The 21,358-nt window shown below is 67.7% G+C and carries 21 protein-coding genes and 1 pseudogene; 4 read left to right on the top strand and 18 right to left on the bottom strand.

The window, feature by feature from the left end:
* Positions 1 to 237 precede the first annotated feature (237 nt).
* The 18 genes and pseudogenes from MKW15_RS23280 to MKW15_RS23195 all read right to left on the bottom strand — a co-directional run.
* Positions 238 to 1,230, bottom strand: coding sequence for a hypothetical protein (locus MKW15_RS23280; RefSeq protein WP_240862602.1), 993 nt, complete (start codon positions 1,228 to 1,230; stop codon positions 238 to 240).
* Between the two features lie 17 nt (positions 1,231 to 1,247).
* Complete coding sequence (locus MKW15_RS23275; protein ID WP_240862600.1) at positions 1,248 to 1,610, bottom strand: hypothetical protein; 363 nt, start codon at positions 1,608 to 1,610, stop codon at positions 1,248 to 1,250.
* Positions 1,603 to 1,926: a YbaB/EbfC family nucleoid-associated protein gene (locus MKW15_RS23270; protein ID WP_240862604.1), complete on the bottom strand. Its 324-nt coding sequence runs from the start codon at positions 1,924 to 1,926 to the stop codon at positions 1,603 to 1,605. The genes MKW15_RS23275 and MKW15_RS23270 overlap by 8 nt, the downstream gene beginning before the upstream one ends.
* A 102-nt stretch (positions 1,927 to 2,028) precedes the next feature.
* Positions 2,029 to 2,769 carry a tRNA (guanosine(37)-N1)-methyltransferase TrmD gene (gene trmD / locus MKW15_RS23265; RefSeq protein ID WP_240862599.1) on the bottom strand — a complete coding sequence of 247 codons (741 nt, stop codon included), beginning with the start codon at positions 2,767 to 2,769 and terminating at the stop codon, positions 2,029 to 2,031.
* 1 nt (position 2,770) lies between these two features.
* Positions 2,771 to 3,289 (bottom strand): ribosome maturation factor RimM, encoded by a 519-nt coding sequence (rimM, locus tag MKW15_RS23260; protein ID WP_240862597.1) that lies wholly within the window; start codon positions 3,287 to 3,289, stop codon positions 2,771 to 2,773.
* 16 nt (positions 3,290 to 3,305) lie between these two features.
* On the bottom strand, positions 3,306 to 3,548 hold the full coding sequence (locus MKW15_RS23255) for an RNA-binding protein (protein WP_012833893.1): 243 nt from the start codon (positions 3,546 to 3,548) through the stop codon (positions 3,306 to 3,308).
* Entirely contained in the window at positions 3,545 to 4,003 is a 459-nt protein-coding gene (rpsP, locus tag MKW15_RS23250) for a 30S ribosomal protein S16 (RefSeq protein ID WP_240862595.1), read from the bottom strand. Before rpsP ends, MKW15_RS23255 begins: the two co-directional genes overlap by 4 nt.
* Before the next feature lie 31 nt (positions 4,004 to 4,034).
* Positions 4,035 to 4,223: a hypothetical protein gene (locus MKW15_RS23245; protein ID WP_240862593.1), complete on the bottom strand. Its 189-nt coding sequence runs from the start codon at positions 4,221 to 4,223 to the stop codon at positions 4,035 to 4,037.
* Between the two features lie 161 nt (positions 4,224 to 4,384).
* The gene (locus tag MKW15_RS23240) at positions 4,385 to 5,461 is read right to left on the bottom strand and encodes an amidohydrolase family protein (RefSeq protein WP_240862591.1); all 1,077 of its coding nucleotides are present in this window, start codon (positions 5,459 to 5,461) and stop codon (positions 4,385 to 4,387) included.
* Between the two features lie 7 nt (positions 5,462 to 5,468).
* Positions 5,469 to 7,016, bottom strand: a complete 1,548-nt coding sequence (gene ffh / locus MKW15_RS23235; RefSeq protein WP_240862589.1) for a signal recognition particle protein — start codon at positions 7,014 to 7,016, stop codon at positions 5,469 to 5,471.
* A 29-nt stretch (positions 7,017 to 7,045) separates the two neighbouring features.
* Complete coding sequence (locus MKW15_RS23230; RefSeq protein WP_240862587.1) at positions 7,046 to 9,658, bottom strand: [protein-PII] uridylyltransferase; 2,613 nt, start codon at positions 9,656 to 9,658, stop codon at positions 7,046 to 7,048.
* Between the two features lie 13 nt (positions 9,659 to 9,671).
* On the bottom strand, positions 9,672 to 10,010 hold the full coding sequence (locus MKW15_RS23225; RefSeq protein ID WP_240862585.1) for a P-II family nitrogen regulator: 339 nt from the start codon (positions 10,008 to 10,010) through the stop codon (positions 9,672 to 9,674).
* A gap of 49 nt (positions 10,011 to 10,059) precedes the next feature.
* Positions 10,060 to 11,439, bottom strand: a complete 1,380-nt coding sequence (locus MKW15_RS23220; protein WP_240862583.1) for an ammonium transporter — start codon at positions 11,437 to 11,439, stop codon at positions 10,060 to 10,062.
* Between the two features lie 247 nt (positions 11,440 to 11,686).
* Positions 11,687 to 13,210 carry a signal recognition particle-docking protein FtsY gene (gene ftsY / locus MKW15_RS23215; RefSeq protein WP_240862581.1) on the bottom strand — a complete coding sequence of 508 codons (1,524 nt, stop codon included), beginning with the start codon at positions 13,208 to 13,210 and terminating at the stop codon, positions 11,687 to 11,689.
* Between the two features lie 48 nt (positions 13,211 to 13,258).
* On the bottom strand, positions 13,259 to 16,852 hold the full coding sequence (gene smc, locus MKW15_RS23210) for a chromosome segregation protein SMC (RefSeq protein WP_240862579.1): 3,594 nt from the start codon (positions 16,850 to 16,852) through the stop codon (positions 13,259 to 13,261).
* 49 nt (positions 16,853 to 16,901) lie between these two features.
* Positions 16,902 to 17,219: an acylphosphatase gene (locus tag MKW15_RS23205; RefSeq protein ID WP_240862576.1), complete on the bottom strand. Its 318-nt coding sequence runs from the start codon at positions 17,217 to 17,219 to the stop codon at positions 16,902 to 16,904.
* A gap of 56 nt (positions 17,220 to 17,275) precedes the next feature.
* On the bottom strand, positions 17,276 to 17,683 hold the full coding sequence (locus tag MKW15_RS23200) for an OsmC family protein (protein WP_240862574.1): 408 nt from the start codon (positions 17,681 to 17,683) through the stop codon (positions 17,276 to 17,278).
* 491 nt (positions 17,684 to 18,174) lie between these two features.
* A pseudogene (locus tag MKW15_RS23195) lies at positions 18,175 to 18,312 on the bottom strand (zinc finger domain-containing protein); the annotation flags it as partial.
* A gap of 40 nt (positions 18,313 to 18,352) precedes the next feature.
* Between MKW15_RS23195 and MKW15_RS23190 the strand changes: the two are divergent.
* The 4 genes from MKW15_RS23190 to MKW15_RS23175 form a co-directional block, all read left to right on the top strand.
* Positions 18,353 to 19,765, top strand: a complete 1,413-nt coding sequence (locus MKW15_RS23190) for a recombinase family protein (RefSeq protein WP_240862572.1) — start codon at positions 18,353 to 18,355, stop codon at positions 19,763 to 19,765.
* A 432-nt stretch (positions 19,766 to 20,197) separates the two neighbouring features.
* Positions 20,198 to 20,575 (top strand): helix-turn-helix domain-containing protein, encoded by a 378-nt coding sequence (locus MKW15_RS23185; protein WP_226513076.1) that lies wholly within the window; start codon positions 20,198 to 20,200, stop codon positions 20,573 to 20,575.
* Positions 20,572 to 20,808 (top strand): hypothetical protein, encoded by a 237-nt coding sequence (locus tag MKW15_RS23180; protein ID WP_240862571.1) that lies wholly within the window; start codon positions 20,572 to 20,574, stop codon positions 20,806 to 20,808. The genes MKW15_RS23185 and MKW15_RS23180 overlap by 4 nt, the downstream gene beginning before the upstream one ends.
* Positions 20,808 to 21,358, top strand: a 551-nt coding sequence (locus MKW15_RS23175) for a replication initiation protein (protein ID WP_240862569.1), incomplete at its 3' end; no start/stop codon positions are given. The genes MKW15_RS23180 and MKW15_RS23175, both read left to right, overlap by 1 nt.

Below are 21,358 nucleotides of genomic sequence, written 5' to 3'. Positions count from 1 at the left end.
ATCGTCGCGCCCGCGACCGCTTATCGACCCGTTCCACGGAACGCGCCACACGCTCCCGGCACCCGCAGAAAGTAGGGGAAGAAACTTCGTCCCCTACCCTCAGAGTCCTCCCCTACAAATTTCTCGGGGACGACTCCGAACCCCGGGGAAGAAACTCTTCCCCTAGATTTTGCGAGCACGACTCCGACGTATTTGCCCAGGTCAGCGCGCCCGGTCACCGAACTCTCTTCGAGTCAGTCAGTCAGGGCCGACAATCGCGACGTCCGCGGCACGCAGAGCGGAGACGACACCAGGCGCCATCGGCGTCGCCGACGCGACCGCCCGAGGGGTGGTACCGGTTCGCTGCATGTGATCGACGACGGCGAGTTCCGGCGCGCGCCCGTCCGCGGTCAGCGCCTCGTCGTCGGCGAGCGTCATCCCCCGCCGCTGGTAGGGCTGCGGATCGTTGGTGCCGACCACCACCACTCGGCGGCCCCGATCAGAGACCCCCAGACCGACGGCGGTGCGCAGCCAGCCGCCGACGCCGGCCGCCACCGACGCACCGAGCCGTTCCGCACGGCGCCGCAGCCACACGAGGTCCGTCGTCTCGAGATCCTCCGAGGACACAGCTGTGTTCGACGTGCCGCTCGCCGCACGTCCAGCCGCGACACCGGCTCCCAGCGCGCCCAGCGCCCCCATCGGAGCGAACGGCATCATCCCGCTCGTCGCCGCCGCCGGCACGGTGTCGAGAGCACCCGGCTCGTGCTTGCCGGCCGCGTCGGCACGGTCGGTGTAGTCGTCGCCGGCCGCGGTCAACGCCAGCCGGCCCGAACTTGCCGCCACCACCCGCGCCGAATCGTCACCGAGGATCGCGAGCAACTCGGCGCGCCGAACATCGCGATCGGTGATCGCCGCGATCGCCGACACCGCACGGCGTGTGTCGGCCACCACGTCGGCGAAGCGGTCCAGCCGACCTGCCATCACATCGAGCCGGTCGGCCGTGGCGCCGGTTCCGGTATCCGCCCCGACGATTCGATGCAATCCGAGGTCGACATTCTCGGCGAACACTCCCCTGCCGTGTGCGTACTCGGATCGTGCTCGCTCGATGTCACCTCCGATCTGCCGAATGTGGTCGGCAAGGCCGCGGCAGCGCAGCGCCTGGGTGCGCAACGCCTCCTCGTCGGCACTCGGCCACGAACCGGGTAGCAGATCCTCGGCATAGGTCGGCGCATCCCAGACCTCGCTCGACACGTCAGCCGCACCCTGGTTCACGATCCGCTGCAGCTCTGGTTCGTCGGGCGCAGGCCGCGTCGGAGCCCGTCGTCCGTTGCAGCAATCGCGTCGGCGCCGTCGGCCACCGATGTCAGATGGTCGTGCGCTTGGCCGCAGAGTTCCGCCAGCGACGACGATGCCGCGTCGGTACAGGACACGAAGCCACGACGAAACGCCTGCGCCGCATCCCCGACGCCGAGCGCCGAGTCGACGTCGGTGAGCAACGCCGCGAGGTCGGCAGCCACCGACTCCAATGCGTGGTGAGCGGTGGACAGCCGATCGGTCAGCTCCGCCATCGCCGCGGCATCCATCGAGACGGCATCCGCAGACACCGCATTCATCCCCACAGGTTCAGTCATTATCGCTGTCCCGCAACAGTTCTCGAAGGTCAGCAAGAGTCGGCTGCGGCGCCGCAGCAGCTTCGAGAATGGCGGCCCGCCGCGTCCGAAGGGCTTCGTCGGCCTGGCCGGCGAGGTCGGTCAGAAGTGTCGAGAGCGCGTCGGCACGGTACCGGCGCAGGGCGATCGGCTCGATGGAGATGTCCACCGGCAGGCCACGCGCATTGACGGTCACCGACACCAACCGGTCGGCACTGACTGCGCGAGAGGTCAACTCGGCCAACGACGATCGGGCGCGGTCGAGTTCGGTCCGCTGGCGCTCGAGTTCGGTGAGCATCACCGAGTAGCTATCGGTATCGATGACCACGCCCCCTCGTGCTTCCGACCGGACCCCCACAGAGCAGTACCCGACGATCGTAGCCGCAACCGGCCGGTTCGATCAGGATTCGTTCACATCGTCCGGTCGAGGCTCGGTGAAACCGCCATCCGGCCGAGCGAAGCCGCCATCGAGCAGATCGGGTCGCCGTCGCCGGGTGCGGTCCAACGCCTGCTCACGACGCCACGCGTCGACGCGAGCATGATCGCCACTGAGCAACACCGACGGCACCGCGAGTCCGCGCCACGTCTCGGGACGGGTGTAACTGGGGCCTTCGAGCAGCCCGTCGGAGAATGAATCCTCTTGGTGCGACCTCGGATTGCCGAGCACGCCGGGTAGCAACCGAACGGTGGCCTCGATCATGGCCATGGCGGCCACTTCCCCACCGATGAGGACGAAGTCGCCGAGCGACACCTCTTCGACCCGGACCCGCGTGGCCGCGTCGTCGAACACGCGCTGGTCGATTCCCTCGTATCGACCGCACGCGAACACCACGTGCGACTCGGTGCTCCACCGCGCGGCTGTCGCCTGAGTGAACGGCATGCCTGCCGGCGTGGGCACCACGAGCAGCGCGTCGTCCGGGCACACGCTGTCCAGGCACGGCCCCCAGACGTCGGGCTTCATCACCATCCCCGGACCGCCGCCGTAGGGCGAGTCGTCGACGCTGCGATGGACGTCGTGCGTCCAGTCCCGCAGGTCGTGCACTGCAACGTCGATCCGGCCCGCATCTATTGCCTTGCCCAGCAAGGCAAATCGCAGCGGATCGAGGTATTCGGGGAAAATCGAGACGACGTCGATCTGCATGTCACTCGACCTCGTCCAGGAGCCCGTCCGGCGGATCGATGACGATCGATTCCCGGGTCACGGTGGGCACGATCTGCCGCACGAACGGTACCAACACTTCGCGACCGTCTTCGGTTCGCACAGAGAGCAACTCGCCGCCGGGCAGATGCAACACCGACTCCACCACCCCGACTTTCGCGCCGCCGACAGTGGACACCGCGACGCCCTCGAGTTCGTGGTCGTAGAACTCGTCGGGGTCGTCCGACGGCTCCGCCTCGCTGCTGTCGATGAGGAACAGCACGCCGCGCATCCCGTCCGCCGCAGTACGATCCGACACTTCGGCAAGTGACAGCAACAGCCGCCCGGAATGTTCCCGGGCGGCTGTCACGGTGAAGTCGCGATCTCCGGCGCCCTTGGGGAGCCGTCCGCGTAGGACGGCACCCGGGGCAAACCGGCGATCCGGATCGTCGGTGCGAATGTCGACGACGACCTCTCCGCGCACACCGTGCGACTTGACGACACGGCCGACGACGAGGTCCATCGCTGTTCTGGTCGGCTCAGCGATCGGTGTCGACGATGTCGACTCGCATCCCCTTGCCGCCGATGCCGGCGACGAGGGTCCGCAGTGCGGTGGCCGTACGGCCGTTGCGGCCGATGACCTTGCCGAGATCCTCGGGGTTCACGTGAACCTCGACGAGGCGTCCCCGGCGACCGGTCACGAGGTCGACGCGGACGTCGTCGGGATTGGCGACGATGCCGCGCACCAGGTGCTCGACGGCGTCGGCGACAACTGCACTCACGCGCCGGCCTCGGCGGCGGGTGCTTCCTCGGCGGCCGGGGCGTCGGCGGCGGCCTCGTCGTCCTTCTTGCCGGCCTTCTTCTTCGGGGTGGTGGCCTCGGCGACCGGCTCGCTGTCGGCAGCCGCGAGTGCGGCGTTGAACAGGTCCAGCTTGGACGGCTTGGCCTCGGCGGTCTTCAGGGTGCCCTCGGCGCCCGGCAGGCCCTTGAACTTCTGCCAGTCACCGGTGACCTTGAGGATCGCGGCGACGGGTTCGGTCGGCTGCGCACCGACACCCAGCCAGTACTGCGCGCGCTCGGAGTCGACCTCGATCAGGCTCGGCTCTTCCTTGGGGTGGTACTTGCCGATGGTCTCGATCACCCGGCCGTTGCGGCGGGTCCGAGCGTCGGCGACGACGATGCGGTACTGCGGGTTGCGGATCTTGCCGAGCCGCGTGAGCTTGATCTTGACAGCCATGTGTTGCCTCTTTCAGTGGTCACTGCGCAATTCAGCGGCCCGCCCGGTGTGACGGGCCCGGTTTTGCGATCTGTTCTGGTGTGACCGTCGGTCGGCGCGTGACCGGATCCGACGAACCAGCACGCAATTGTGCCAGATCGGGACCCTGCAACAGAAATCCGCCCCAGAAGCAGAATCCGACGCAGACGACCCGATCGGCGCCACCGTGTCGCGTCGGCATGTGGTCACCCACCCCGCGAAGGGAGACCACATGCCCACGACCCACCCCGAGAATGCGTCGCACAGAGAATGACGGCGCTTGGGGCGACCGCCGGGTGCAACGTCACGGCTATCTTACCGACCAGTAAGTACGGGCCCCAAGACCTCTCCCAGTGGAATTGGTCACACAAGCGCCAGGCCCGAACAGACGACAGCGGTCGGATGGCGGAGAACGGCGAGGTCGTCGCACGGGTCCTCCGGCAGAACCAGGAAATCGGCTCGATCCCCGTCGCCCAGGGCGCCGGCACCCAGCCAGGCACGAGGGGCGGTGGTCGCGGCCGCCAGCGCGTCGGCGGGCCCCATGCCGACGGTGGCGAGGCGTTCGATCTCGTCGACGATGCGGCCGTGCTCGACGAACCCGCCCGCATCGGTGCCGGCGAACATCGTCACACCCGCCTCCCGGGCCGCGGCGAAGACGTCGGTGGCGGTCGCGTGCAGGGCACGCATGTGGGCGCCGTAGGTCGGGAAGCGGTCGGCTCCCGCGGCGATCTGCGGGAAGTTGTCCACCTGAATCAGCGTGGGCACCAGCGCAATTGAACGGTTCACCATCCGATCGAGGAGGTCGGGGGTGAGACCGGTGCCGTGTTCGATGCAGTCCACGCCGACGTCGATGAGGTCGACGAGGGCGTCGGTGCCGAACACGTGTGCGGTGATGCGTGCGCCGTGTTCATGTGCGGTCGACACCGCAGCGGCGAGCTGATCGCGATCCCACAACGGCGCGAGGTCGCCGGCGTCGCGATCGATCCAGTCCCCGACCAGCTTCACCCAGCCGTCCCCCGCCTGCGCCTGCCGGGCGACCTCGGCGGGCAGGTCGTCGGGGTCGTCGAGGTCGACGCCGTAGTCGCGCAGGTATCGCTTGGGCCGCGCGATGTGCTTGCCGGAACGAATGAACCGCGGACACGCCGGGTCGTCGTCGAGTGCATGGGTGTCCAGCGGCGAGCCGACCTCGCGGATGAGCAGGGTGCCGGCCCGTGCATCGGCGTAGGCGTATTGGCGGGCCTGTTCGATGGTGACGCCGAGACCCGGTGCGATGCCGACGTGGTTGTGCGCGTCGACCAGACCGGGGACGATCCATCCGCCGTCGGCAACCGTGTCCGAGCCGGGCACCTCGCTGTGGGTGATGGTGTCGCCGACCACCCAGAATTCGATCGGTTCCCCGGTGAAGGGGTCCCGTCCGCGGTAGTGCCCGGGCGACGCCATCGTCGGGCTATTTCTTCTTGGGCTGCTGGAACTGGGAGACGTCGATGCCTTCGAGTCCGGGCGGCAACTGATCGAGACCCGCGGGCATTCCCGACAGGTCCGGGAATCCACCCGGCATGCCCGGGAACCCGCCACGCACCTTCGGCGGCGTCGGGCCGCGGCCCTTCCCCTTCTTGCCCTTGCCCTTCTTGCGGTTGGACTTGCGGCCCACACCGCCCATGCCCATGCGCCCCGACATCTGGGCCATCATCTTGCGGGCCTCGAAGAAGCGGTCGACGAGCTGGTTGACCTCGCTGACGGTCACGCCGGAGCCGTTGGCGATGCGCAGGCGCCGGGAGGCGTTGATGATCTTGGGATTGTCGCGTTCGGCGGGGGTCATGCCCCGGATGATCGCCTGCACGCGGTCGAGCTGTTTGTCGTCGACCTGCGCGAGCGCATCCTTCATCTGCCCGGCACCCGGGAGCATTCCGAGGATGTTGCCGATGGGGCCCATCTTCCGGATCATCAGCATCTGCTCGAGGAAGTCCTCGAGGGTCAGCTCACCCTGCGAGATCTTGGCGGCGGCGGCCTCGGCCTGCTGGGCGTCCCAGTGCTGCTCGGCCTGCTCGATGAGGCTGAGCACATCGCCCATGCCGAGGATCCGGCCGGCCATCCGGTCGGGGTGGAAGACGTCGAAGTCCTCGAGCTTCTCGCCCGACGACGCGAACATGATGGGGCGTCCGGTCACCTCGCGCACCGAGAGGGCGGCACCACCACGGGCGTCGCCATCGAGCTTGGTGAGCACGACGCCGGTGAATCCGACACCGCTCTGGAAAGCCTCTGCGGTGGTCACCGCGTCCTGACCGATCATGGCGTCGACGACGAAGAGCACCTCGTCGGGACGCGTCGCATCGCGGATGTCGGCTGCCTGCCGCATCAGCTCTTCGTCGATGCCGAGACGGCCGGCGGTGTCGATGATCACCACGTCGTAGTGCTGCCTGCGGGCCTCCTCGACACCGGCCTGAGCGACCGCCACCGGGTCACCCGAGCTGACGCCGAGCGTGCCTTCGCCGCCGATGCTGGTGCCCGGATGTGGCGCGTAGACCGGCACCCCGGCACGTTCGCCGACGATCTGCAGCTGCGAGACCGCCCCCGGACGCTGCAGGTCACAGGCCACCAGGATCGGGGTGTGCCCCTGTTGGGTGAGCCAGTTGCCGAGCTTGCCGGCCAGTGTCGTCTTACCGGCACCCTGCAGGCCTGCAAGCATGATGACGGTCGGCGGCGTCTTGGCGTAGGTGACCCGCCGGGTCTCGCCGCCGAGGATCCCGATGAGTTCCTCGTTGACGATCTTGACGACCTGCTGAGCCGGATTGAGCGCCGCGGACACCTCCGCGCCCTTGGCACGTTCCTTGATCCGCGCGATGAAGGCACGCACCACCGGCAACGACACGTCCGCCTCGAGCAGCGCCAGACGGATCTCGCGACAGGTGCGGTCGATGTCGGCGTCGGACAGGCGTCCCTTGCCGCGCAGATCCTTGAGCGCACCGGTCAACCGATCGGAGAGGGAATCGAACATTCACCCATCTTCCCATGGCTGCCGGGCGTTCAGCTGATCGGCACTCCCGATCGGCCGGTGCCGCTGTAACTCTGCGGGCCACCGTCCTCGTCGTCCTCGTCACGCGGTTGCGGTGGCGGGCACACTGCGAGCACCGCGTCCGCCAGCGCCGTTCGGGACTCTTCGGTGTCGGTCGAGAGCCGCACGTTGAAGGTGTCCACCACAGTCGCACCGAGGGTCGCCACCTTTGCCCAGCGCACATCGGCCCCATGTTGTTCGAGGACCGCGCTCACCCGGCTCAGTAATCCGATGCGATCGTCGGTACGCACTTCGAGCATCGCCTCGCCGGCCGGCGCATCGACCCACGACACCCGGGGTGGTGCGACCGCGAACAGAGCAGGCACCGCGTTCTTGGAGTTGCCCGCACCCTCGCCGGCCGGGTCGGTGCTGCCCGACGACGCACCGACGGCGGCCCCGCCCGGACCCGCGGCGACGGTTCCGATGGTGGGGATCGGGGACTCCCGTTCGCGTGCGTCGAGCCGGGCCAGCACGTCGATCTTGCCCTCGACGGCAGCAATGAGCTGCTGCCGGATGAGGCCGGCCTCCGGCGGGGAGCCGAAAAGCGGCACCACCACGAACGTGTTGATCGCGCGACCGTCGTGTCCTTGGACCGTCGCCGAATGCGATCGGAGTCCGTTGAGTGCCAGCACGCCCGCCATCTTCGACAGGAGCCCCGGCTGATCCGGCGCCACCATCGCGATGTGGTGCGTGTGCCCCTCCGCCGGAACCAACTGCACTGCGAATTCGGCACTTTCGGCGAGTTCGAGCAATTCCGGGGTGAGCGGCTCGACGGTCGGGAGTTCACCGCCGTCGATCAACCGCATCGACCGCCGGACCAGGTCGTTGATCAGCGACGCCTTCCACTCCCCCCAGACGCCCGGTCCGGTCGCCTTGGAATCCGCTTCCGCCAACGCAGACAACAACTCCAAGAGCACGCGATTGTGTCCGAGGGTCTCGACCACTTGCTCGGCGGTCGCCGGATCATCGAGGTCACGGCGAGTGGCCACCGCCGGCAGCAGCAGATGATGGCGCACCATGGCGGAGAGGACCTCGACATCCTGCGGCCACAGCCCGACGCGGTTACCGACCTGGATCGCGAGTTCGGCTCCCACGATGCTGTGGTCGGCCCCGCGCCCCTTGCCGAGGTCGTGGATGAGCGCACCGAGCACCAACAGATCCGGGCGGGACACGCGCGTCGTCATCTGACTTGCGTACGCCGCCGTCTCCACGAGATGACGGTCCACCGTCCACGTGTGGATGGCGTCGCGCGGCGGAAGGTCGCGCACCGCACCCCATTCCGGCAACAACCTGCCCCACAGGCCGGTCCGGTCCAGCGCCTCGATCGGGTCGACCATGTGACTGCCGGAGCTGAGCAGCACCAACAGATCCGACAATGCCTCCGCAGGCCACGGTTCGCGCAGTTCGGGCGCGTAGTCGGCCAGGCGACTGAGCGTCGAGGCACTGATCGGCAGGCCGGTGCGCGCCGAGGAGGACGCCACACGCAGGATCAGGCCGGGGTCTTTGCTGGGAATAGCGTTGCGCGCCAACACGATCTCGCCGTTGTGCTCGACCACACCCTCGTCGAGGGGCCGGCGGATGGGTGATCGTCGAAGCTTCGCGAGTCCGCGCCGCGGGAGCGCATTACCGGCGGTACGTAGCCCGACATCGATCGAATAGCTGATGGTGCGCGCGGAATCGCTGATCACTCGGGCGAGGTCGAAGCGGTCGCCGATACGCAGCGCCGCTCCGATCTCGTCGGCGTCCTGCGCCTGGACCTGCTCGCGCGGGCGGCCGGCGATCCGATGCAGTTCGGTGCGGATGTCCAGCAACTTCGCGTACGCGAGCTGTGGCCCGGCGCCCGGCGAATCCGGACGCAGGCTCGCCATGCCGTCGGTGAGCTGGGCGATCGCCAGGGCACCGAGCAGCTGCACGTCACGCAACCCACCGCGACCGTTCTTGAGATCGGGTTCGGCCCGGTGAGCGATGTCCCCCGTCCGCCGCCACCGGTCCTGCGCTTGTTCGACCACGCCACCGAACCGATTGCGAATGTCATTGCGCCACTGCTGCCTTACTCCACCGATCAGGAGCGCGGACAGGTCCTCGTCGCCGGCGATGTGCCGGGCCTCGAGCAGACCGAGTGCGGCGGTGAGGTCGTCGGCGGCCACCTGGAGCGCCTGCGGCACCGTGCGAACGCTGTGGTCGAGCGGAATGTTGGCGTCCCACAACGGATACCAGAGTCCGTCGGCGACCTCGGAGACATCGGCGGACGCCTGGTCGTCGTGCAACAGGATGAGGTCGAGGTCCGAATGTGGCAGCAGCTCTCCACGGCCGAGCCCCCCGACGGCGACGATGGCGAAGCCGCTGTTGGACCGGATGCCGAGTTCGCTTGCCTTGCTGGTCAACCAGAATTCGTGCAGGTCCACCAGAACCTGCCGCAGGCCGGGGGCGTCGAGCTTGCCGGCCCGGCTCGACTCGATGAGTTGACGCCGCGTCTTGGCGAGATCCGTTGCCGCCACCGGGGTTACAGTGTGTGACGAACCACGCGGCCCCGCGCCTGACTCGTCGTCAGACGCGGGGCCGTGTGTCGTGTTGAGAAAGGGCACGGGCCCGCCGCTTCTAGAGAGCGTCGCCGCCGCGCTCACCGGTGCGGACGCGGACCACGGCCTCCACCGGGGAGACCCAGACCTTTCCGTCACCGATCTTGCCCGTCCGAGCCGCCTCGACGATCACGTCCACCACCTTGTCGACGGCGGCGTCGTCCACGACGACCTCCACGCGAACCTTGGGCACGAAATCGACCGAGTACTCGGCGCCGCGGTAGACCTCGGTGTGGCCCTTCTGGCGGCCGTAGCCCTGGACCTCACTGACGGTCATGCCGAGGATTCCGGCCTGTTCGAGTCCCGCCTTGACATCCTCGAGCGTGAACGGCTTGACGATTGCGGTGATCAGCTTCATGAGTTATCCCTCTCCATGGGTTTCAGCGTAGTCGCGAACGGTCGGTGCTTCATGCCAGTTCATACGCTGTCTCCGCATGTTCGGCCTCATCGATGCCGCCCTTTTCGTCTTCATCGCTGACGCGCCAGCCCAGCGGCTTGAGCGCGAAGGCGATGATTGCGGTGAGCACACCGGTGAAGGCCAGTGCGAAGGCGGCGATGACGACCTGGATAACGAGCTGCTTGTAATCGCCACCCCAGAAGAGACCGCCGATGCCGGCGTCATTGGGCACCGCGAACAGACCGATCGCAATGGTGCCCCACAGACCGGCAACGAGGTGCACACCGACGACGTCGAGCGAGTCGTCGTAGCCGAACTTGTTCTTCAGACCGATGGCAACCGCGGCCAGCGCGCCGGCGATGACACCCAGGATCAGCGAACCGACCGGGTTGAGCGCACCACAGGCGGGGGTGATCGCGACCAGACCGGCGACGATACCGGAGGCGGCACCGACGCTGGTGGCGTGCTTGTCGCGGATGACTTCCACCACGAGCCAGCCGATGATCGCTGCAGCGGTTGCGGCCGTGGTGTTGACCCACACCTTGCCCGCGGTCATGTCGGCGGCAAGTTCCGAACCGGAGTTGAAGCCGAACCAGCCGAACCACAGGATGGCCGCACCGAGCATGACGAACGGGATGTTGTGCGGACGGTAGGCGGTGCGACCGAAGCCGACACGCTTGCCGATGATGAGCACGAGGACCAGGGCCGCGATACCGGCGTTGATGTGCACGACCGTACCACCCGCGAAGTCGATCGGCGGAACCTTGGCGACCATCTCGCCGTCGACCTCTTCGGTACCGAAGATCCACGATGCGAACCCGGTCTCGGACTTCGACATCAGACCGCCGCCCCAGACCATGTGCGAGAGCGGGAAGTACACGATCGTCGACCAGATGACGGTGAAGACCAGCCAGGTCGAGAACTTCACACGCTCGGCCAGCGCACCACTGATGAGGGCGACGGTGATGACCGCGAAGGTCAACTGGAAGCCAAGGAACACGAACGACGGGATCGACAACCCTCCGGTGACGACCGCGTCGAAACTCTCTTGAGTCTGCTCGTTGTAGCCCGGGATTGTGTCGGCGAGCTGACCGGATCCGAACAGCGAGAACGGATTCGCGAAGATACCCCAGATGTCGTCATCACCCGTGATGCCGTCGCTGAACGCCATCGAGAAGCCCCAGAGGACGTACACGACGCTGACGGTGGCCAGCGACCCGAACGACATCATCATCATGTTCAGCACCGATTTGCCACGAGCCAGGCCGCCGTAGAAGAAGGCGAGACCGGGGGTCATGAACAACACCAGTGCAGCGGACACGATCATGAAGGCCGTGTCGCCTGTGTCAATACTGCCGAACGCGTCGTTTGGCAGGAGAGCCAAATCCACTGTAAGAAACCTCCTCAGAGTGCGCCGACCGCTCGGCGCCTCCAAAGAGACTCGCGGCACACGGTTTCAGCAGTGGTGCCCTGGTGTTTCCACCACGTGAACCAGTGGCCGATTTATATTTCCTGCACGTAACGTCCCAGGTCGCTTCCTGGGCGAGCTCTCAGGCTTGTCGAAGCAATTGTGAGCGCTGATTCGTCATCGCGAAAGGCGTTGTCGGCTACAGCAAATCGATCCGTAGGCGGAAATGTCAGAGCAGCGCGTCGACGAATGCTTCCGGTTCGAACGGCGCGAGGTCGTCGGCGCCCTCGCCGAGTCCTACAAGCTTGACCGGCACACCGAGCTCCTTCTGGACGTGGAAGACGATGCCGCCCTTGGCGGTTCCGTCGAGTTTGGTCAGCACCACGCCGGTGATGTCGACCACCTCGGCGAACACTCGCGCCTGGGTGAGGCCGTTTTGGCCGACCGTGGCGTCGAGGACGAGCAGCACCTCGTCCACCGGCGCCTTCTTCTCGACCACGCGCTTGACCTTGCCGAGCTCGTCCATCAGCCCGGTCTTGGTGTGCAGACGCCCGGCGGTGTCGATCATCACGACGTCGACGCCGGTGTCGATCCCGCGGTCGACGGCGTCGAAGGCCACCGCTGCCGGATCGGCCTTCTCCTTGCCCCGGACCACCTCTGCGCCGACTCGTTCGCCCCAGGTCTGCAGTTGGTCGGCGGCTGCGGCACGGAAGGTGTCGGCGGCACCGAGCAGCACCCGGCGGCCGTCGGCCACCAGGACGCGCGCGAGTTTGCCGGTGGTGGTGGTCTTACCGGTCCCGTTCACACCCACGACGAGGACCACCGCCGGGCTGCCGGCGTGCGGGAGGGCACGCACCGAGCGGTCCAGGTCGGGCCGGAGTGCGTCGACCAGGACGCGCTTGAGCAGCGCGCGGGCCTCGTCGGCCGTGCGGATGTTGCTGGTGGCCAACTCCTCGCGGAGTCGTTCGACCACTTCGGCGGTGGTTGCGGACCCGAGGTCGGCCATCACCAGGGTGTCCTCGATGTCCTCCCAGCTCTCGTCGTCGAGGTCACCGGCACCGAGCAGACCGAGGACGCCCTTGCCGATGGCGCCTTGCGACCGCGACAGCCGGCCCCGGAGGCGACCGAGCCGGCCCGCGGTGGGTTCGATCTCGTCGAGGGCCGGTGCGGTCGCCGCCGACTCGGCCGTGTCGGGGATCGCCGTTGCAGCCGTATCGGATTCAACCGCTTCGGGTGCAGCCGTCTCCGGTTCGGCTGTGTCAGGTTCGGTCGTATCGGGTTCGACGACCTCGGGGACAGCTTCCTCGGTGTCGGTGACATCCGGCTCGACAACTTCGGGCTCGACAACGTCGGGCTCGGCAACGTCAGGCTCGACAGTCTCCGGTGTCGGCGCCTGCGCGGGTGTGTCGAGATCGGGCAGTCGTACCTCGTGGATTCCGCGTTTGGCCGAATCCCGCGGCACCGAGGCGTCGTCGCCCACGCCCGGCTGACCGTCGACCTCGGTGCGCTCGACCGGCTCGGGCGGTTCCGCCAGTGCGGTGGTTCCCCCGGACCCCTGACTGAAGCTGAATCCCGATCCGGCGGTGTAGCCACCGGATTTGTCGACCTGACGGGAGGTGCCGTCGGTGACCGGCTTACTGGTGTCGTCGGTCAGCGAGATCCGGCGTCGACGCGCCAGCACGAGCCCCAGCGTGATCAGCGCGATGAGCGCGATCACGGCCACGACGATGCCGATGATGATTCCGGTGTCCAAAGTTCGTCCTGTCCTCGTCTTGTCCGGGGTTCGATGGCTGCTCGGTGGCTAGCCCGAACCCACTGCGATGTCCACGCCGCGCAGACGCTGCGAGATGACGGTCGTGATGCCGTCGCCTCGCATGCTGACGCCGTAGAGCGCGTCGGCCACTTCCATGGTGGGCTTCTGGTGGGTGATGACGATCAGCTGCGACCGCTCACGCAGTTGCTCGAACAGGCTGATCAGCCGTCGCAGGTTGGTGTCGTCGAGGGCGGCCTCGACCTCGTCCATCACGTAGAACGGCGACGGCCGCGCGCGGAAGATGGCCACCAGCATGGCCACCGCGGTGAGCGATTTCTCGCCGCCCGACAGCAACGACAGCCGTTTGACCTTCTTGCCGGGCGGTCGCGCCTCGACCTCGATCCCGGTCGTGAGCATGTCGGCAGGGTCGGTGAGCACGAGGCGACCCTCGCCGCCCGGGAACAGGGTGGCGAAGACCTGCGAGAACTCGCGCTCGACGTCGGCGTAGGCCTCGGTGAACACCTGCAGGATGCGTGCGTCGACTTCCTCGACCACTTCGAGGAGATCCCTGCGGGCCGCTTTCACGTCCTCGAGCTGCGCAGAAAGGAAGTTGTAGCGTTCTTCCAGCGCGGCGAACTCCTCGAGCGCCAGCGGGTTCACCTTGCCGAGCGTGTTCAGATCCTTCTGCGCCTTCTTGGCCCGCGCCTCCTGAGTTGCCCGGTCGTAGCGCATCGGCGCCGGTGCAACCACCTGTTCGCCGCGCGCCTTGGCGTCCTCGTACTCCTGGACCTCCAGGGCAGACGGCGGCATTGCGACGTCGGGTCCGTACTCGGCGATCAGGTCATCAGGGGCGACGGCAAAGGATTCCAGGATCTGTTCCTCGAGCTGCTCGATGCGCAGCGCGACCTGGGCACGGGCGAGTTCGTCGCGGTGCACGGTGTCGCGCAATGCGTTGAGCTGCCCGGTGAGGTCGGCGGCCTGACGCTTGAGTTCATCGAGTGCGGCACCGCGAGCCACGCGGATCTCCTCGAGTTCGTCGCGTCCGGCCTGCGCGGTCGCGACCGCGGCAGCCAATCGCGCGGAGACCTCGGCGCCGGCCGTACCGACCGCGGCCGCCACCGCAGCAGCGTGCCGACGAATGAGGTCCTGCTGCCTGGCCCGCTCACGGGCGTCGCGTTCCCGCTGCGCAGCGCGGCGCAACGAGTCGGCCCGCCCGCGCACCGAGGCGAGACGTTCCTCCGCTGTCCGCAGCGCGAGCCGGGCCTCCATCTCGGCACTCCGGGCCACGGTGACGGCCTCGGCAGCCACGCTCCGATCCGAATCGTCGACGTCGCCCTCCGACGGAACCGATTCGGTCTCGTCCTGCGCCAGCCGAAGACGCTCGGTCAGCTCGTCGAGCCGCTCGAGGGTTTCCGACCGCCCGTCCTCGGCCGTGGCGCGCTGCCGGAGCAGCCGCTCGATCTCGGCGTGTGCGGTGCGGATCTCCTGACCGAGCCGGGCCATCGACTCGTAGGCGCCACCGACACTCGCATCGGATTCGTGCAGGGCGGCGAGCGCCTCCTCGGCCGCCTCGCGCCGTTCACGCTGTTCGGTGAGTGCGCCGTCGAGCGCTGCTTCGACCTCCTCGGCGCGACGACGGGTGGCCGCCAGATCGCCGGTCGCGAGGTCGATCGCCGATTGCACCTCGAGCGTCGACGGACGCCGCGAGGAGCCCCCGACGATGGCCGCCGAGCCGATTCGGTCACCGTCGCGGGTCACGGCGACAATTCCCCGTTCGCGGGCCACCGCAAGCCCCAGGGCCGCGTCGTCGACGACGACGGTGTCGGCGAGAATCAGCTCGACTGCCCCGCGAACCGAGTCTGGGCACGCGGTCACCGACGACGCCCAACGCACCCCGTCGGGCAACGGATCACTGCGACGCGGCGACGCCGACAGTCCGCCGCAGATGAGGGCGGCACGACCACCATCTCCCGACTTGAGCGCCTCGAGGGCGCGCAGCGCAGCCATCGCGTCAACGGTCGCTATCGCATCCGCCGCGGGGCCCAGGGCGCCGGCGATCGCGGTCTCGTAGCCGGACTCGACCGTCAGCAACTCCGACATCGGGCCGAGCAGGCCGTCCGGCGCGTTCTCGACAAGCCAGGTGCCACCGTCGTTGCGTTCGAGCCCGACGGCGAGGGCATCGATCCGAGCGGTCAGCGAGGCGATCTTCTGCTCGCCCTCTCGTTGCTCGTTCTGCAGTGCGGCGACCCGCTCGTTCGACAGGTTCAGCGCGGTCACGCAGCGTTCGTGATGCTCGTCGAGGGCTCGTTCCGACGCTTCCAGCTCACCAAGGGCCGCGGCGGCCGAATCCTGTTGCAACTGAGCGGCTTCGGCGCGTTCGGTGGCCGCCGACACCGCGGCCGTGAGACGGGCGGCCTCGGCATCCACCGACTCGGCGCGGGTCCGCAGGTTGTCGACCTGACCCTCGAGGCGAGCTAGCCCCTCCCGCCGATCCGCGATTGCCCGTACGGCCGCCAGGTGAGCAGCTTCGGCCGCCTGCGCGACGGCCTCCCGCTCGGCGAGTTCCTCGCGGGTCACCTCGAGAGTCTCCGCGGCGATCTGCACGCCCTCGGTCAGTTCCGCCTCGGCCGCGGCCGCCTCGTCGGCCTGCCGCTCGAGCGCGTCGGGGTCGGGCCCACCCGACTCGTTCACCGGTTCGCGCAGATAGCGGCTGCGTTCCGCGGCGACCCGGCACGTCGCGTCGACACGTTCGGCCAGCGCTGACAGGCGGAACCACGCCTGATTGGCCGCCGACGCCGCCGGAGTCACCTCGGCGAGATGCTGCTCATGCTCGGCGACCTCGGCGGTCATCCGGTCCAGCGCCTCGGTCACCTCGTCCTGTTTGCGCCGCACCTCGTCCTCGACGGCGCTCTGCTCGGCCATCTCGGCGCGTCGGGTGACCAGATCGTCGGCGGCCAGCCGCAGCCGGGCGTCGCGCAGGTCGGCCTGGACGGTCTGGGCCCGCCGGGCGACCTCGGCCTGGCGCCCCAACGGCTTGAGCTGGCGACGCAGTTCGGCGGTGAGATCGGTCAGCCGCGCCAGGTTGGCCTGCATGGCGTCGAGCTTGCGTACCGCCTTCTCTTTGCGCTTGCGATGCTTGAGAACCCCGGCGGCCTCCTCGATGAACGCCCGCCGGTCTTCGGGCCGCGACTCGAGGATTGCGGCGAGGCGACCCTGCCCGACGATGACGTGCATCTCTCGCCCGATACCGGAGTCCGACAACAGCTCCTGCACGTCCATCAGTCGGCACGAGCTCCCGTTGATCTCGTACTCCCCGGCCCCGTCGCGGAACATCCGCCGCGTGATGGAGACCTCGGAGTACTCGATCGGCAGTGCACCGTCGGCGTTGTCGATGGTCAGCGTCACCTCTGCCCGGCCCAGCGGGGGACGACCGGAGGTGCCGGCGAAGATGACGTCTTCCATCTTCCCGCCGCGCAGCGCCTTGGCGCCCTGCTCGCCCATCACCCAGGTCAGAGCGTCGACGACGTTGGATTTACCCGATCCGTTGGGCCCGACGACGCACGTGATTCCCGGCTCGAAGCGCAGGGTCGTCGCCGAGGCAAACGACTTGAAGCCCTTCAGGGTCAGGCTCTTGAGGTGCACGACCGTACAGACTACTCACCATCGCGATCCGGATCCGCGTCGCACGCCGTCACCGCTCGGCGAAACCGTCCAGATCACCCCGCGGGATGTCGAGGCGATCAACCACCAACGACACCCGGCCGGGCGTCTGCCCGGACCGCAGCAAGTCCACCAAGGCCGCCACGTCGCGTCGCGTGCCCTCGGCCACCACCAGCACTCGGCCGTCGGGCTGATTGGACGCGTAGCCGGCCAGACCCAGTTCCAAGGCCCGCGAGCGGGTCCACCACCGAAACCCGACACCCTGCACGCGTCCGTGGACATGCGCGATCAACCGCACCTGCTGGTCGGGATCGGGCGGATCGTGCTCGGCGTGTCGCTTGTCGGACATGGGAGCAAGTCTGCTCCTCCATCCGTACCGATCGGCGTATTTCGGCTCCGGCGATGTCAGTCGGTGTCGATCCGCAGCTGCACCTGCGCGCCGGCCTTGATGGTGCGACCCACCGTGCACACGGCGTCGACGGCGCGCTCGACCACCACCAGGAGCCGTTGTGCAGCTTCGGGATCCAGTTCCGAGAGGTCGATCTCGAGCGTCTCGTCGAGTCGCGGGTACACCTCGTTCTCGCGGTCGGCGGCACCCGAGACCCGAATTGTCGCGTCGTAGTCGTCGCCGAGCCGCCGGGTGAGCGGACGATCCGACGACATCCCGGTGCATGCGGCCAACGCGATCTTGAGCAGCTCCCCGGGGGTGAACACACCCTCGACGTCTTCGGAGCCGACGAGTACCGTCGCGCCGCGCGAGCTGTGTCCGGTGTAACGTCGCACGCCCGTTCGCTGCACCCACAATTCCGTCATGGTCGTCAAGCGTCCTCTCGCGTCAGGTGATTCGCGGACCGGCGTTTGCTGCCGCACCGCGCGGACAATACCAAGGGCTTGGGCACCTCGACCATTCCTCGCAGTCACCGGTTTTGTTCAGCGACCCACCCGCCGACGCCGTCGGCGATCGGGGAGGCGGCAAGAGAGTGGCCTCGTCCCGGAAACCGCCCTTGTGGCAAGAAACCTCACGTGCGGCCAGAAACCGCTGGTGCGCGTCGGGTTTCTGACCGGACACGCGGTTTCTGGGTTCGCGACACGCCGACGCGCACCCGACGAGGGTGCTCGTCCGACCTGGGGGCCGCACAGAAAATAGGGGAAGAAACTTCTTCCCCTATCCTTGGAGTCGTCCCCACGAAATTTCGCGGGGACGACTTGGAACTTAGGGGAGGAAGTTCTTCCCCTAGATTTTTTTCGGCACGAAGCAAGCGTATTTGCGCAGGTCAGCGGGATTGGTCACCGAACTCTTCGATTCAGCGTCGCCGCTGGCAGTACGGGCAGAAGTGGCTCGAGCGGTTCATGAATGTCTCCCGCTGGATCGGGCGGCCGCACCGCGGGCACGGCTGCCCTTCGTGGCCATAGACATTCAGGTTTCGCGCGAAGTACCCCGACTATAGCAGTATGTGACATTCATATTGATACTCTGCCGCCATGACGATCGCAGCGGTCTATCTCCGCGTTTCGAAGTCGGATGAGCAAGACGACGAGTCGCTCACCATCGAGACCCAGAGGCGGCGCATCGCTGCGCTGTGCGAAGCCCGGGGCTGGACGTACGGGCCGGAGTACCTGGATGAGGGCGTGAGCGCGACGAAATCCCGCGGCACGTCGACGAGGTGGTCAGAGATGCTGTCGCACGTCGGCACCGGACGGTTCGACGTCATCGTGGCCCGCGACCTCGACCGGCTGCTGCGCACCCTGCAGGACCTCGTAAAGCTGATCGACCTCGGCGCCAAGGTCGCCACCGTGGACGGCGAGATCGACCTCACCACCGCCGACGGCGAGTTCAGGGCGACGATGCTGGCCGCGGTGGCACGGTTCGAGATTCGGCGGAAGTCCGAACGATCGGTGCACGCCAACGAGACCAGGAGACGCAGGGGCCTGCCAATCGTGCGGGCGAAGATCCTGGGGTACGACGACGACGGCGTGACCCAGATCGATGACGAGGCCGCCGCGGTCCGCGGCGCGTTCGAGGACTTCGTGATGGGCAAGCGGATCACGCACGTCGCGCGCGACCTAGCCGCGGCGGGGTTCACCACCTCGCGGAACCGGGAGTGGAGTAACGAGAACATTCGGGCGCTCCTACGGAACGCGAAATATAAGGGTGTGCTGACGAAGTGGGGGTCTGACGAGGAGTACTCCGGCGACTTTGAGGCGATCGTGCCCGTCGACCTTTGGGAGGCTGCGCAGGCGAAGCTGGACGACCCCGATCGCAAGCGCGCGTGGGGAACTCAGCCGCAGTACCTGCTGAGCGGGATCGCACTCTGCGGCAAGTGCGACGACGGGAAGACCAAGCTCTACACGAGCTACTACCAGCGGTCTCCGTACACGGGCAAAGACGGCATGTACCGCGAGTTCGAGCCGCGACGGATCTACAAGTGCCTGACGCACCAACACCTTTCGCGCGGCGCCGAGGACGTCGAGCAGTTCGTCGAGGCGGTGGTGATTGGACGCCTTAGCGCGCAGGACGCGCGCGAGGCACTCGCTCCGCGGGACGACGGCCTCGATCGGGACGCGCTGAGGTTCGAGCGACGGACGCTGCAGACCCGATTCGACGGGCTGGCCGCTCTCGCGGCCGACGGGGTTCTGCCGCTAGACCAGGTACGCGAGCAGTCCGCACGACTGCGGTCGCGCCTCGCCGAGATCGACGGGGTCCTCGCACCGTCCACACTGTCGCCGGTCACGGCGATGCTGGACGCCGACGACGTGGCACTGGCCTGGAGCGCGATGGACATAGCACAGCGGCGTGCGATCGTGCAGGCGCTGCTGACGGTGACGATCCTCCCAGCGAAGCGCGGAGCGAAGGGATTCGACCCCGCCCTCGTGTGCGTGGCTTGGCGGTCGTAGCTGAAGGCGTTTCGCAAGTTGGGCGCAGCTGAGCGCAGAATGGCAGGTCAGGTGGTTATGGGCTAGAGTGGCCAGCGTAGTCATAGAGCGTGATCACACGACGATTGACGCGTCCTGGCGCGGTGAAAGTGCTTGCAGCACTGACGAACTGGCGGCGCCCGCCGACCGTGAGGTTGGCGGTGTGTACTAGGCCCGGGACACGCGGTGCGCCCCGGCACCCGCGTAAAAGCGGTCCAGCGTGATGATTGAGTGATCTGGCGTCGGTGAAAGTGCTTACAGCACTGACGAACCGGCGGCGGCGGCCCGGCCGTGAGGCCCGCCGGCGCACTAGGCCCGGATCACGTGGTGTACCCAGACGGACACCACGTAAGCACGACGAACGGCCCCGGTGGGGACGTGATCGCTCCTCATCCGAGGAGTCCCGTCGTGCCCATGTCCGCGTCCGTAGAGCCGACAGACGCTGTCGCCGATACCGATACCCGCATCACCCCACCTGACGACCCTTTTCGCTGGCTTTGGCTCTCCGAAGCCGCCGCCGAACACTACGGTGCCAGGTCTACTCTCCGCCGCCACATCGCCGAAGGCCGACTCGCAACAGCCCAGAAGATCGGTCGGTCGTGGCGCGTCCGTAAGTACGACCTCGACAGCCTCATCGTCGAGCGTGCGGCCGAACCCAGCTGTGAGGACGTCGAGGCCGCAGTGGCGCGCATCGTCGCGTCAGCGCCTCCACTCACCGACGCACAGATCCGGACACTGAGCGCCGCGTTCGTCGACCAGCTTAAGCAGCGGCAGACGGTCGGTGCCAAATGAGCGCATACCTGTCGTCGCCTCGATGTGGCAACAAGGTCCGGGCATACCGGGACCACGGCCGCGTCGGCTCGGGTTTCGGCGCCTGGTCAGGTGGCGAAAAGGCTGCGGTAGCCGTGCTGCTCGGCGACAACGGTCTACTGCGCGAGCTTGGCTGGGCGTCGGCCGCCGCGGCGTGCGCAGCGTACGGCTGGCCGCACCCGTTGTACATCGACTACGCGGTTGTCGATGCCTGATGACCGCACACGACAACCCCGGAGTCACCGACTCCGGGGCCACCAGAGTCGGCGGCGGCCACTCCCGCGATGATGCCTGGACAGGCGATTTCCGGCAGTTGTGGCTGCCACTGTGGCCACTCGCATCAGACGACCTCCTCGAGGGCGTCTACCGGCAGTCCCGGACGTCCGCTCTCGGCCGCCGCTACATCGAGGCCAACCCGCAGGCGATGTCAAACCTGCTCGTCGTCGACATCGACCACCCCGATGCCGCGCTGCGCGCACTTAGCGCGCAAGGCTCGCACCCCATGCCGAACGCGATCGTGTCCAACCGTGCCAACGGACACGCACATGCGGTCTGGGCGCTCGCCGAGCCGGTCACCCGCACCGAGTACGCACGGCGCAAGCCGCTGGCGTACGCCGCCGCGGTAAACGAGGCGCTGCGCCGCGCCGTCGACGGCGACAAGGGTTACAGCGGGCTCATCACCAAGAACCCGGTACACGAGCATTGGGACACTGAGTGGCTCCACGCTGAGCTGCGATCGCTCCCACACCTGGCCGACGAGCTCGG

This window comes from Gordonia gummivorans, from assembly GCF_022513585.1.
Lineage (GTDB): Bacteria > Actinomycetota > Actinomycetes > Mycobacteriales > Mycobacteriaceae > Gordonia.
The sequence above is the reverse complement of the archived record's forward strand: the minus strand, read 5'-3'. Positions and strand labels throughout refer to the sequence as shown.

Coding starts and splice junctions, on each gene's coding strand:
- MKW15_RS23275 (WP_240862600.1), bottom strand. CDS start 1,610: ATGACTGAACCTGTGGGGATGAATGCGGTGTCTGCGGATGCCGTCTCG.
- MKW15_RS23270 (WP_240862604.1), bottom strand. CDS start 1,926: ATGCTCACCGAACTCGAGCGCCAGCGGACCGAACTCGACCGCGCCCGA.
- trmD (WP_240862599.1), bottom strand. CDS start 2,769: ATGCAGATCGACGTCGTCTCGATTTTCCCCGAATACCTCGATCCGCTG.
- rimM (WP_240862597.1), bottom strand. CDS start 3,289: ATGGACCTCGTCGTCGGCCGTGTCGTCAAGTCGCACGGTGTGCGCGGA.
- rpsP (WP_240862595.1), bottom strand. CDS start 4,003: ATGGCTGTCAAGATCAAGCTCACGCGGCTCGGCAAGATCCGCAACCCG.
- MKW15_RS23245 (WP_240862593.1), bottom strand. CDS start 4,223: ATGCCGACGCGACACGGTGGCGCCGATCGGGTCGTCTGCGTCGGATTC.
- MKW15_RS23240 (WP_240862591.1), bottom strand. CDS start 5,461: ATGGCGTCGCCCGGGCACTACCGCGGACGGGACCCCTTCACCGGGGAA.
- ffh (WP_240862589.1), bottom strand. CDS start 7,016: ATGTTCGATTCCCTCTCCGATCGGTTGACCGGTGCGCTCAAGGATCTG.
- MKW15_RS23225 (WP_240862585.1), bottom strand. CDS start 10,010: ATGAAGCTGATCACCGCAATCGTCAAGCCGTTCACGCTCGAGGATGTC.
- MKW15_RS23205 (WP_240862576.1), bottom strand. CDS start 17,219: ATGTCCGACAAGCGACACGCCGAGCACGATCCGCCCGATCCCGACCAG.
- MKW15_RS23200 (WP_240862574.1), bottom strand. CDS start 17,683: ATGACGGAATTGTGGGTGCAGCGAACGGGCGTGCGACGTTACACCGGA.
- MKW15_RS23190 (WP_240862572.1), top strand. CDS start 18,353: ATGACGATCGCAGCGGTCTATCTCCGCGTTTCGAAGTCGGATGAGCAA.
- MKW15_RS23185 (WP_226513076.1), top strand. CDS start 20,198: ATGTCCGCGTCCGTAGAGCCGACAGACGCTGTCGCCGATACCGATACC.
- MKW15_RS23180 (WP_240862571.1), top strand. CDS start 20,572: ATGAGCGCATACCTGTCGTCGCCTCGATGTGGCAACAAGGTCCGGGCA.